Raw genomic sequence first — 12,056 nt, 5'->3', positions numbered from 1 at the left:
CCCGGGCCTGGGCGGTGACTGGTTCGACGTCATTCCCCTGTCCGGGGCCCGGGGCCGCGCTGGCCGGCAGGTACCGCAGGGCCACCTCGACGGCCGTCTGGTCCGGAACCGCCCGGGGCAGCAGGCTGCTTTGCAGGGTGAACGCGGTCTGCTGCTGCTGAGAGAAGCGCCGGGCGTTGTCGATGGCGACGGCGGCGCGCGAGGCGAGTTCCTGGGCCAGGGTGAGATCGTCCGCCTCGAAGGGGTCGGGTCGGCGCGAACGCCACAGGGTCATCACGCCCAGCACCAGGCCACGCGCGGCAAGAGGTACCACGATCAGCGAGTGGGCGCCCAGGTCCGGAGCGTGGGACCCCTGGCGGCCTTCCGTCGAGAACCAGTCGGGTGGGAGAACCGCTTCCAGGACGGGCCGCCCTTCGGCCAGGCATCTGGCCTGGGGTGTGTCTGACCCGAACTCCACCGGCTCGCCCTGGGGGTGGGGTGGGCCGGGTTGCTGGGCGCCGACGCCGCAGGCCCCTACCCGGACCACAGGCCCTGCCAGGGCCCGCGTCGGTTCCTCACCGCGCGTCACCGGCTGAAGCAGGTCCACCGACGCATGGTCGGCGAGGTGAGGCACCATCACCTCGGCGAGTTCCCGGGCGGTCTCTGCCACGTCGAGGGTGGTTCCGATACGGCTGCTGGCCTGGTCGAGGAGCGCGAGTCGACGCTGGGCCCGATGGCGTTCGGTGATGTCCTCGATCATCTCGGCCACCCCCAGGATGCGGCCGGAGGGGTCCTCCATCCGGAAGGACGAGACCATCGCGACCCGCTCTCGAGCCGGATCCCGCTCCATGCGGACGAACTGCTCGGAGTAGACCAACGGTCTACCGGTCTCCAGCACCCGGCGCACCCGGTCCACGGCCTTGCGTGCGTCATCGGGGATGAGGAAACTGCCGGTGGGCAGCCCCGGAAAGACTGCTGCGGGGACGCCGGTGAAGCGTTCGATGGCCCGGTTGACCCGAAGAAGGGTCAGATCGGGGCCGTGGACGACCAGGCCGATCGGGCACCGGCGGTACAACCCGTCGAGAACCGCCCGGTCTCTTTGCCACTCCAGGACGTCAACCGCGAGTGCCCCGGCAAGAATCCACTCACGGACCCCGTCATCCCGTGAGAGCGCATGGGCCCTCACCCCCGTCTCCACGAGCCGCCCGTCCCGGTGCCGCAAGGTGAGCACGCCGAACCAGCCGCCGACTCTCCTGCAGCTCGCCGCGGCCTCCGTGACAGCCGGCAGATCGCGAGGGTCGACCAGGACCTCGATGGCCGGACGACCTATCACGGCCGTGTCCGGATGGCCGAGCAGTTCCTGGGCCCGGCGGTTCCATCCGACCACGACTCCCCGGTCGTCGAGCACCGCCAGGGCGGCGAGGTGCAGGGCGAACGGATCGTCGTGGCTTTCGTTGAACTCCTTCATCCGCTGCTCCACCGGTCACCACCACCTTGTACTCGGTCACCGATGTTCTGCCGCGGGTCCTGACCGCGGCCGGTGACCGGCCTGACGGCGTCCGGGGCGGTGGCTCGGCGTTCCCGCATGCACGCTGACCTGCTGATGCCATGTAAGCCTAGGTCGGGGGCCCCGGTCTCCCCTGCCGCGTGGCACGGCGTGGCGGACATGAGGGAGAACGGCGGGCGCGGCGCCCCGCTCATGCCGGGCCTCGTGGAGGTGTCCCCAGCTCGCGTGCCGCCAGGGCCCAACTGAGCTCCACCGCGGTGTCCGGAGCATCCAGGCTGGTGCCGGTCAGCTCCTCGAAGCGGCGCAGCCGATAGCGGACGGTATTGACATGGACGTGTGCGCTGCGGGCGACTTCGCGGACGTGCCGTCCCCTCTCCAGGTATTCCCGCACCGACTGTTCGATCAGCGCACCGAACTCCCCCTCCGCCTCCAGTGGGCGCAGATAGCGGTCGAGCAGCAACTCGGCGAGTTCCGGTTCGGCGACGACCGCCACCCGCCAGGACAGGTCGCCCAGGTCGTACACGCCGCGCAGACCGTACGCACGGGCGGTTTCCAGCAGCCTGCCGGCGGCACGGAAGGAGCGGTGCGCCGCGGCCAGGTCCGTCGACGGGCCGAGCCCCGCCGTCATCTCCAGGTCACCGGTCTCCGGCTTGGCCCCGACGACTCCGACGACAGCTTCGTCCAGCACGGTGAGCAACGGGCCGCGGCCGTTCCTGCGGCCGAGGGACTCCAGGGAGCGTTCCAGCGCGTCCGGACCGGCGTTGCCGTTCGCGACGGCTCTGATGGCCCGGTACGGCCGTGACGGGTCCAGTCCGTAGATCGCCGCACCGCTGTGGATCTCCGCCGCGCTCAGCGTCCCGTAGAGCAGTCCACGCAGGAAGTCGGCGCGGCGGCGGGCGTCGAAGAGGGCGGAGGCGACCTCCGCCTGCCGGTGGACGGCGGCGATCTGCAGGCTCGCGACGTCCGCGAGCTCCCACAGGCACTTGGTGCGGTCGACGATGAGGCCGGGGTCCAGCCCGCGTTCGGTCGCCTCGGTGATGAACAGATCCCGTATCGCGCTCAGCGCCCGGCGGAAGGCGCGGAGCCCGTCGCCGAGCGGCACGCCCCGGGCGGCCCGGTCGCGGGCCACATCGGCTTCGTAGAAGTCCTCCGGCGCGGGCACCGTCCCCTCGCGCACCACCGCCAGAGCCCGCTGGAAATGCCGATGCCAGATCTGGTCCAGGAGTTCCCGCGGGACCGCGCGGTAGGACGGGATGTGGTCCGCCAGATCCGCGTGCAACCGCCCGCCCACGTGCCTCTGCTGCGCGGCCATCGCGGCGATGACCCGTTCGAGGGACGCCGCCGCGCCCGACTGTCCGGGCATGGACCTCACCTCCGCCCCCGTGGCACCGGCCGTTGTGCAACTGAACAATATGCCGCCCTCCGACCTTGGCCGGGGAGCCGTCGACAACCCGCCGCCCCCGAAAGCACAGTGGCACGGCGGCGGAAGGAGCGCATCGGCACCCACACGGCAAGGCGCCGATCGACCGTGCTCAGACCCGCCCTCGCGCTACCGACCCACCCTGACGAACAGTGCGGAGATTGCCATGACCAACGAGCACCATCACCGACCCGACCACGCCGCCGCCGACACCGGCCCGCGCCTCGCGCCACTGCCCGAGGACGACTGGGACCCGGCCACCCGGGAACTGCTCGCCCCGATTCCCCGGGACGCCGACGGCCACCTCGCCAACGTCTTCACCACGCTGGTACGGCACCCCGACCTCTTCCGGCACTTCCTGCCGTTCGGCAGCCATCTGCTGCGCGACGGCCGTCTGCCGGACCGGACCCGGGAACTGCTGATCCTGCGCACCGCGTGCAACACCCGGGCCGGTTACGAATGGGGGCGGCATGCTCCGCTGGCCAGGGCCGCCGGGGTCACCGACGAGGAGATCCGACGGGTCGGCGCGGGCCCGGACGCCGAGGGGTGGACGCCGGCCGACGCCCGTCTGCTGCGTGCCGCCGACGAACTGCACCGGGACGCACGCCTGTCGGCGGCCACCTGGTCCGCGCTCGCCGCCGACCACGACGAGGCACAGCTGATCGAAATCACCATGCTCGTCGGCCAGTACCACATGGTCGCGTTCTTCCTGAACTCCGCCGGCACCCGGCTCGAGCCCGGCTTCGAAACGGTAACTCTGCCCGAGCCCACCGCAGTGGACGCGGACGCGGCGGATGGGGCACACCGCGATGCCTGAGCGCCAGCACCCCGCGCCCCAGCCGGTCGGCCTCCTGGCCGGCCGGAACGTACTGGTCATCGGCGCGGGCACCCGCCCCAGCGACGATCCGAAGGCCCCGGTGGGCAACGGGCGGGCGGTGGCCGTGCTAGTCGCCCGCGAGGGAGCCGCCGTGGCCTGCGCCGACGTCTCCCCCTCCGCCGCAGCGGCCACCGCCGCCCTGGTCGGTGAGGAGGGCGCCCCCGGCCTGCCCGTGGTCGGTGACGCCACGGATCCCGGCCAGTCCTCGTCCATGGTCGCCGAAGCCCTCCGCGCACTCGGCACGCTGGACGCACTCGTGGTCAACGTCGGCATCGGCCTCGGCGCGGGCCTGGCGGACACCTCACCGCAGGAGTGGGACCGTGTGCTCTCGCTCAACCTGAGCGCCCCCTTCCTCGCCGCCAAGTACGGACTGCCCGTGATCGCCGACGGTGGCTCGATCGTCTTCGTCGGTTCCCTGGCCGGGCTGCGCGCGGCCACCGACTCGCCTGCCTACGACAGCTCCAAGGCGGGCCTGTTCGGTCTCACCCGCCATGTCGCCAAGGAGGGTGCACCGCGCGGGATCCGCGCCAACCTGGTCGTTCCGGGTCTGATCGACACCCCGATGGGCCGCGAGGCCTCGGCCGGGCGGGGGTCGCGTTCCACCTCGTTCACCCGCATACCGCTCGGGCGCCAGGGCACGGCCTGGGAGGTGGCCGAAGCCGTGACCTTCCTGCTCTCCGACCGCGCCTCCTACATCACCGGGCAGAACCTGGTGGTGGACGGAGGGTTGAGCGCCGTCTGAGTACTCGGGCGGCTGCTGACGGGGCGAGGGCGGTCCCCAGGGGACAGGGCATCGACCGGGACCGCCCCCGCCGGCTCACTTCGTCAGCGGGCCGAACTCCTTGCGGGTGTCCACCGGCTTGCCGAACAGCTGCCACCGCTCACCCTTGAACCGCATCAGCTGCATCGTCTCGAGCGGGAAGGCGTCCCCGTGGCCCGTGGACAGGGTGACATCGGGCAGCAGCAGTCCCACCTTCACGTCCTTCAGGTTGCGCACCGCGTCCCGCAGCCCTTCCCTGGTCGGGCACTTCATCGCGTCCAGGGCCTTGTGCAGGCTCGAGGCGACGGCCCAGCCATAGGCGTTGAACTGGTTGGCCGGGTCGGCGTCCGGGGCGTACTTGTGCAGGGCGTTCATGTAGGTCTTCATCTCGGGGTCGTGCGCCCACTGCGGGTCGGCGGGGTCCTTGAAGTACGTCGCCGAAACCACGCCCTGCACGTTCTTGAACCCGACGGGCTGGAGCACCGCGGCTGACGAGGCCACGTTGTTCACGATGTGCAGCGGGTTCCACTTGGTGTTCCTGGCGTCGGCGGCGAGGGCCTGGCTGCCGAACTTGGGGGTGGTGACGTCCAGCAGCACATCCGCCTTGGAACGGGACAGGCTCGCCATCTGCGCCGACACGGACGGGTCGGTGACCTCGTAGCTCTCCTCGGCGACCACCTTGATGCCGCTGCCGGCGACGGCCTTCTTGAACCCGCCGAGCAGGTCCTTGCCGAAGTCGTCGTTCTGGTAGAGAACCGCCACCTTGGCCTTCGGCTTCTTGTCCTTGAGGTACTTGGCGTACACCCGGGCCTCGGCGACGTAGTTGGGCTGCCACCCGATGGTCCAGGGATGCTTGTCGTCCGTGCCCCAGGCGGAGGCGCCGGTGGCGACGAACGGCTGTGGCACCTTCTGCTTGTTGAGGTAGTCCCAGACAGCTGCCGTGGACGGGGTGCCCAGGGTCTGGAACACGGCGAAGACCTTCTCCTGCTCGACGAGTCTGCGGGCCTCCTCGACCGCCTTGGGCGGCTGGTAGCCGTCGTCGCGGACGATGAACTGCACCTTGCGGCCGTCTATACCGCCCTTGCCGTTGACGTACTTGAAGTAGGCGGCTACGCCCTTGCTGATCGTGCCGTACGCAGACGCAGGTCCTGACAGCGGGTAGATCCCGCCCAGCTTGATGGTCTTGTCGGTGATGCCGGTGGTCTGCTGGCCCTTGCACGCGCCACCGGCGGTGGTGGACTGGTCGTCCTGCCCTCGCTGGCTGCTGCAGGCGGTGGCGGTGAGCAGGGCGGCGGTTGCGGCCGCAGCCGCCCGCAGAGCGGTCGTCTTGCGCATGTGGTTCATTCCTTTTCCGTGCGGGGCGGTGCGCCCACGGGTTCGGCGTCGACAACTGCGGGATCCGCAGGGGTGAGGGTCGTGGCGGGTCGGGATCCCGCCGGGGACTTCGGTTCCGCCTCGGGCACGGAGTCCGCTTCGGGCACGGAGTCCGTCTCGGGCACGGAGTCCGCTTCGGGCGTCCGGTCGAGGGCGGCGGTGGTGCGGGGCAGGCGACGGGAGACAGCGCCCAGGACGCGGCCCGGCAGACCGGCCAGTCCTGTAGGGGCCACGAACATCACGGTGATGATCAGCAGCCCGAACACCACTCCCGGTGCCGCCTCGCTCACGTCCTGGGACACGCTCGGCACGTACATCACGAACGCCGCGCCCAGCAGGGGTCCGTACAGCGAGGCGAGCCCCCCGACGACCAGGCCGGCCAGCAGGGTGATGGACAGAACGAAGCTGAAGGAATCGGGCGAGACGAAGCCGATCACCCAGGTGTACAGACACCCGGCGACACCCGCGAACATCGCGCTCCACGCGAAGGCGAGGGTCTTGTGCAGCGACAACCGCACTCCCATGACCTCGGCGGCGCTCTCGTTGTCACGCACGGCGAGCAGTGCCCGGCCGACCCGGGACCGCAGCAGGTTGCGGGCGAGCAGCAGGGCCACCACGGTGACGGCGAGGACGACGAAGTACGTCCACTGGTCCTCGGCCAGTCCGCTCCACGCGGGCGGCTGCAGCTTGTCCACGGTCAGGCCCATGGAACCGCCCGTCACCGGTTCGAGCCGCTTGAGCAAGGGTGGCAGGAACACCGCGAACGAGAGGGTGACCAGGGCCAGGTACAGGCCGCGCAGCCGCAGGGCGGGCACTCCGAACCCGAGGCCCAGCAGGAAGCATCCGGCGGCCGCGGCCGGCAGCGTGGCCAGGTGGCCGGTGTCGTACCGGTCGAGCATGACCGCCGCCGTGTAGGCCCCCGCCGCGAAGAACGCGCCGTGCCCGAGCGAGATCTGCCCGCCGAAGCCGACCAGCAGGTTCAGCCCGGCCAGCGCCACGGCGTAGAGGAGCACCATGGTCAGCTGGAAGACCTGGAAGGGGGCGAAGTAGAACGGTGCGCCGACGGCGGCTGCCGCCGCGAGCAGGACGGTGAGCGCGGCCCGCGGCCGCCGGGCCCGGTCGGTGCCGAGCGCCGCTGTGATGGTGTTCATGCGCGCTCCACCGCCGCCCGTCCGAACAGGCCCTGGGGCCGCACCAGCAGCACCGCCAGAATGATCACCAGGGGGACGCCCACCTTCAGATCGGCACCGATCACGCCCACGTACGCCCCGGTCAGGGTCTCGGCGACGCCCACGAACAGGCCGCCGACGACCGCACCGACCGGACTGTCGAAGCCACCGAGGGTGGCCGCGGCGAATGCGTAGATCAGCACCCCGCCCATCATGTTGGGCTCCAGGAACAGCACCGGGGCGACGAGCACACCCGACACCGCGCCCACCGTCGCGGCCAGCCCCCAGCCGAGCATCAGCACCCGTCCCACCCAGATACCCGACAGCCGGGCGGAGGCCGGGTTGCAGGCGACCGCCCGCATCACCAGGCCGATGGAGGTGTGCTGGAACAGCAGATACAGCACGCCCATCACGACGGCCACCACACCGATGATCCCGAGCGTCGACCAGTCCACGCGCACCCCGGCCAGGTCGAGCCCGCCGTCGGGGAACGGCTGCGGGAAGTCCTTCACGGTGAACGACCAGATCAGGCCGGCCAGCGCGTTGACGAAGATGAACAGGCCGACCGTGACGATGACCACCGTCAGCTCGGGCGCGCCCTGCACGGGGCGGATGACGATCCGCTCGACCAGCATGCCGCCGGCGAAGGACACCGCGAGGGTGACCGGCAGCGCCAGCCAGAACGGCATCCCGGACGCCACCAGCTGCCAGGCGACGTACGTCGAGAGCATGGCCAGCTCGCCCTGCGCGAAGTTGACGATCCCCGTGAACCGGTGGATCAGCACCAGGGCCAGCGCCAGGCTGGCGTACACCGCCCCGGAGCCCAGTCCTTCCACCACTTGCTGGAGAAGATCGGTCACGGCGCTCACCCGGCCTTCCGGGAGCGGACGGAGACGCCGAGGTACACCTCGGCGACCTGCCCGTCCTCGCGGATCTGTTGAGCTGGTCCGGACAGCACCAGGCGGCCGGCCTCCAGTACGTGCGCCCTGTGCGCGATGTCCAGCGCCAGCTGGGCGTTCTGCTCGACGACGACCACGGTGGTGCGTTCCTCCTCGTTGACGGCACGGACGATCTCGAACAGCTCGCGTGTGACCAGCGGCGCGAGACCCAGGGACGGCTCGTCCAGGAGCAGCAGCGAGGGCCGCAGCATCAGCGCCCTGCCGATGGCGAGCATCTGCTGCTCCCCGCCGCTGAGGCTGCCGGCGGCCTGCCGCGACCGCTGGCGCAGTTTGGGGAAGTAGTCGTAGATCCGTTCCAGGTCGGCGGCCACGGCCGCACGCTCGGGGCGACCCCGCCACCGGGGGCCGGTGCGCAGGTGGGCGCCGATGCGCAGGTTCTCCTCGACGGTCAGGTCGTTGAAGGTGCCCCGGCCCTCGGGCACGTGCGCCACGCCGAGCCTGGCGGCCTGTTCGGGCGAGCGGCCCAGCAGTTCCGTGCCGTTCAAGGTGACCGAGCCGCGGCCGCGGACCATGCCGCTCAGCGCCCGCAGCGTGGTGGTCTTGCCCGCGCCGTTGGGTCCGAGGATCGCGCACACCTCACCGCGGGCGACGGAGAAGTCGAGTCCCTGGAGCACGCGGGCCTGGCCGTATCCGGCGTGCAGGCCGGAGACCTTCAGGAAGTCCGGCTCCGCACTCGCCTCGGCCTCGGTGCGGTCGGTGGTGGGCTCGCTCATGCGGCCACCCCCAGGTACGCCTCGATGACCGCCGGGTCGCGCTGGATCTCCTCCGGCGAGCCCTCGGCGATCTTGCGGCCGAAGTCGAGGCAGACCACCTTGTCGCACAGGCCCATCACGAACCCCATGTGGTGTTCGACCACCACGAGCGTGAGGTCGAACTCCTGGCGCACCGACCTGACCAGATCCGCGAATTGGCCGACCTCGCCGTGGCTGAGCCCGTTGACGGGTTCGTCGAGCAACAGCAGCCGGGGCCGTACGGCGAGCGCCCGCGCGAGTTCGACGCGTTTGAGTGTGCCGAACGGCAGCCCGGAGGCGGGGTGGTCGGCGACGTCCGCCAGGCCGAGCCGTTGCAGCAAGTCATCCGCCTGGTCATGTAGCTCCGTCTCCTCCCGCCGGACGCGGGGCAGCCGGAGCGCCGCGGCGAGGTGTCCGGTGCGCCCCCGGCTGTGGGCGCCGACCATGACGTTCTCCCGGACCGTGAGCCGCGGGAACAGGCCCAGGTTCTGGAAGGTGCGGGCGATGCCGCGCCCGGCCACGGCGTGCGGAGGGAGGGCCAGCAGGTCCTCGTCCTCGAACCGCACGTCTCCCCCGTTGGGAGTGCAGCGCCTGGTGAGGCAGTTGAACAAGGTGGTCTTGCCGGCTCCGTTCGGCCCGATGAGCCCTACGGCGGTGCCCGGCTCGACGGTGAACGCGACACCGTCCAGTGCCGTGATCCCGCCGAAGCGCACGGTGATACCGTCGACCGCGAGCATGAGTGACGCCCCTTCCGACGTGCTGGGGGGTGGGCGAGCGTCACAGTAGGTGCGGGTGTTCCAGGCACACATTGGGTGTGAGCACCCAACTTCTCCGTCGCTGAACTGTGCGCCGCGCACAGGTGCCGGGAGATGTCTCACGCCGAGCCTGTTGACGGAGCACTAGGCGGACGGCGACGATCGGCGCCATGCCTCGCGGTCCTGCCCTGGGCACTCCCCAATTCTCCGAACCGCTCCGCCGCGAGCGGTGGCGGATCCTGCACGCCGTCCACGACCGGGTCGAGGAGGTGGCGGAGACCGCCGTCGAAGTGATGCGCGCGGAGATCCCGTCGTACGCACTGCAGGACGAACGGTTCTTCGACGAGGTACGGGAGCAGGTGCTCGAGCACTACCGGATGCAGCTGGCGGCGCTGGCCGGCGACCGCGACATCGCTCCCGAGGACCTGGTCTTCAGCCGCGCGGCAGCCATGCGCCGAGCACGCGCGGGGTTCGCACTGGAGGACTGGATCAGTGCCTTCCGGGTCGGCCGACAGGTGATGTGGGACGCGCTGCTGGACTGCGCGGGCACCTCCGCCGAGGCCCAGCAGGCCGCGCTGTCCCTCGTCACCCCGCTGATGCGGTACGTCGACTACGCCAGCACCCATGCGGCGCAGGCATACGTCGAGTACCAGCAGCACGTGGTGGCGGACGCGGACCGGGAGCGCCGGGATCTCCTGGACCAGCTCCTGGTCGGCGTGGTGCCGACCCGCGGCCCGCTGTTCGCCGCGGCGCAGGCGTACGGCATCGGACCGCGCTCGCCGATGATGGCGGTCGTGGCGGTGTGTGTCGGCGACACGCGCACCGGGGACCTCACCTCGGCCGAGAACGGGTATGCCACCAGCGCGTCGATCAGCGTCGCCGGGCCCTGGGCCGGCCGGACCCTGGTCGTCGTGCGCCACGGCGAGGTGGTGGCCGTGCCCGTGGTCCGGGCCGGCATGAACGCAGCAGACATATGCGCCCACTTCGAGGCCGTGCAGCAGCGGCTCGCGCGAGACGGAACCATGCTTTCCATGGGGATCAGCACGGTCGCGCAGGGCGCGTGCGAACTGCCGCGCGCCTACCAGGAGGCGCGTGCCGCTCTCGATCTGGTGCCGAGCGAGGGCGGGGTGGCGGCGCTGCCGCGGCTGTCACCGTTCGACTACCTGGCACTGCGCGCCGACGACCTCGCCCGCCAGCTGGTCGATCCCCGCGTGCGTGTGCTGCTGGAGGAGGACCACAGACGTGGCGACACGCTGGCCGCCACCATACGGGCCTTCGCGGAGGCGGACCTCAATCTGCGGCTGGCCGCCGACCGGCTGCGGGTGCACCACAACACGGCGCACTACCGGTTGCGCCGGATCGAGGAACGCACCGGCCGCAACCCGCGCCGGATCGCCGACCTCCTGGAACTACTGGTCGCCCTCGCCATCCGCGACGGTGCCGGGGAAGGTGGGGATTGCCAGTGAGCGGCACAGTGGAGTCTGCCGGGACCGAGACGGCGCTTCAGCTGCCGGGCGGGCAGGGGGGCACGGGTCTGTCGGAGGGGCACGCCGGGCAGAGCCGAACGGTCCGGCGTGCGCTGCTGGACGCCGCGCTGGAGGTGTTCACCGAGCGCGGCTACACCGACGCCGGACTCACCGAGATCGCGGCGCGCTCCGCCATCCCGGTGGGCAGCCTCTTCCAGCACTACGGCGGAAAGCGAGGGCTCTACCTCGCCCTGTGGGAGGAGTTCCGGGAGGAGCAGGAGCGCCGGACCGCGGCCACGCTGGCCGCCGAGCGGAATCGTGGTGTGGACGACCCCATCGCCCTCTTCGTGGCGGGGGCCAGGGCGTACCTGGAGGGCGCCTGGGACAACCGGAGGCTCGGCAGACTCCTCGTGGAGGACGACGGCCCCGCGGGCTTCGACGCGCTGCGCCGCCAGTGGGACCGCGCATGGGTACGGCGCAACGCCCGGCTGCTGGAGGTGGACGAGCGGCGACGCGCCGGCCGGGTCCGGGTGAGCGTGCTGACCACCGTCATCGGAGGGGCGGCGCGCGAGCTGGGCGACTGCGGGGACGAGACGGAGGCCCGGGAGATCGTGGACGAGGTGTGCGGCATCCTGTTCCATCTGTCGGCACCGCCCGGCTGAGACGCCCGGCGGCGGCGTCAACGCATGCTCGCGGTCTTGACAGTCCGTTCTTTCACCTGAAGGCTACCGACCAGTTGGTATGGAGAGGTGGATCGTGAGTGAGCTGAGCATCTCCACCGGTGCGGGCGTGTTCGACGCGATGGTGTCGGGTCCGCCCGAGGGCCGCCCGGTGCTGCTGCTGCACGGCTTCCCGCAGACGGGGTTGGTGTGGCAACGGCAGGTCGCGGCGTTGGCCGCGCGCGGCTACCGGGTGGTGGCGCCCGACCAGCGTGGGTACTCCGCCGGCGCCCGCCCCCAGCGCCCCGAGGACTATCGCATCGGCCTCCTCGTCGACGACGTGGTCGCGATCACCGAGGAACTGGGCTGGCCGGAGTTCGACCTGGTCGGCCACGACTGG

12 protein-coding genes are annotated in these 12,056 nt (G+C 71.2%); 5 read left to right on the top strand and 7 right to left on the bottom strand.

Annotation, left to right across the window (positions count from 1 at the left end; all coding sequences use genetic code 11):
• On the bottom strand, positions 1-1,459 hold a 1,459-nt coding region (locus BEK98_RS45275), incomplete at its 3' end, for a PAS domain S-box protein (RefSeq protein ID WP_244202272.1).
• 217 nt (positions 1,460-1,676) lie between these two features.
• Entirely contained in the window at positions 1,677-2,849 is a 1,173-nt protein-coding gene (locus tag BEK98_RS45270; RefSeq protein ID WP_094222667.1) for a PucR family transcriptional regulator, read from the bottom strand.
• Positions 2,850-3,072: 223 nt separating this feature from the next.
• Here BEK98_RS45270 and BEK98_RS45265 point away from each other — a divergent pair, with 223 nt between their 5' ends.
• Together BEK98_RS45265 and BEK98_RS45260 are read left to right on the top strand one after the other, a co-directional pair.
• Positions 3,073-3,723, top strand: coding sequence for a carboxymuconolactone decarboxylase family protein (locus BEK98_RS45265; protein ID WP_094222666.1), 651 nt, complete (start codon positions 3,073-3,075; stop codon positions 3,721-3,723).
• Positions 3,716-4,525: an SDR family NAD(P)-dependent oxidoreductase gene (locus BEK98_RS45260; protein WP_094222670.1), complete on the top strand. Its 810-nt coding sequence runs from the start codon at positions 3,716-3,718 to the stop codon at positions 4,523-4,525. Before BEK98_RS45265 ends, BEK98_RS45260 begins: the two co-directional genes overlap by 8 nt.
• Before the next feature lie 75 nt (positions 4,526-4,600).
• Here the strand turns inward: BEK98_RS45260 and BEK98_RS45255 are convergent, their stop codons facing one another.
• The 5 genes from BEK98_RS45255 to BEK98_RS45235 are packed head-to-tail and all read right to left on the bottom strand — an operon-like array spanning position 4,601 to position 9,513.
• Entirely contained in the window at positions 4,601-5,878 is a 1,278-nt protein-coding gene (locus BEK98_RS45255) for an ABC transporter substrate-binding protein (RefSeq protein ID WP_094222665.1), read from the bottom strand.
• Positions 5,879-5,883: 5 nt separating this feature from the next.
• Positions 5,884-7,068, bottom strand: a complete 1,185-nt coding sequence (locus BEK98_RS45250) for a branched-chain amino acid ABC transporter permease (protein ID WP_094222664.1) — start codon at positions 7,066-7,068, stop codon at positions 5,884-5,886.
• Positions 7,065-7,946: a branched-chain amino acid ABC transporter permease gene (locus BEK98_RS45245; protein WP_094222669.1), complete on the bottom strand. Its 882-nt coding sequence runs from the start codon at positions 7,944-7,946 to the stop codon at positions 7,065-7,067. The genes BEK98_RS45250 and BEK98_RS45245 overlap by 4 nt, the downstream gene beginning before the upstream one ends.
• A 5-nt stretch (positions 7,947-7,951) precedes the next feature.
• Positions 7,952-8,758 (bottom strand): ABC transporter ATP-binding protein, encoded by an 807-nt coding sequence (locus BEK98_RS45240; protein ID WP_094222663.1) that lies wholly within the window; start codon positions 8,756-8,758, stop codon positions 7,952-7,954.
• Positions 8,755-9,513 carry an ABC transporter ATP-binding protein gene (locus BEK98_RS45235; protein WP_167444437.1) on the bottom strand — a complete coding sequence of 253 codons (759 nt, stop codon included), beginning with the start codon at positions 9,511-9,513 and terminating at the stop codon, positions 8,755-8,757. Before BEK98_RS45235 ends, BEK98_RS45240 begins: the two co-directional genes overlap by 4 nt.
• A 188-nt stretch (positions 9,514-9,701) precedes the next feature.
• Here BEK98_RS45235 and BEK98_RS45230 point away from each other — a divergent pair, with 188 nt between their 5' ends.
• The 3 genes from BEK98_RS45230 to BEK98_RS45220 form a co-directional block, all read left to right on the top strand.
• The gene (locus BEK98_RS45230; RefSeq protein WP_094222661.1) at positions 9,702-10,997 is read left to right on the top strand and encodes a PucR family transcriptional regulator; all 1,296 of its coding nucleotides are present in this window, start codon (positions 9,702-9,704) and stop codon (positions 10,995-10,997) included.
• Entirely contained in the window at positions 10,994-11,659 is a 666-nt protein-coding gene (locus tag BEK98_RS45225) for a TetR/AcrR family transcriptional regulator (protein WP_208643418.1), read from the top strand. The genes BEK98_RS45230 and BEK98_RS45225 overlap by 4 nt, the downstream gene beginning before the upstream one ends.
• 94 nt (positions 11,660-11,753) lie before the next feature.
• On the top strand, positions 11,754-12,056 hold a 303-nt coding region (locus BEK98_RS45220; protein ID WP_244202271.1), incomplete at its 3' end, for an alpha/beta fold hydrolase.

This window comes from Streptomyces diastatochromogenes (assembly GCF_002242805.1).
GTDB lineage: Bacteria > Actinomycetota > Actinomycetes > Streptomycetales > Streptomycetaceae > Streptomyces > Streptomyces diastatochromogenes.
This window is presented reverse-complemented; position numbering and strand designations above follow the sequence as displayed.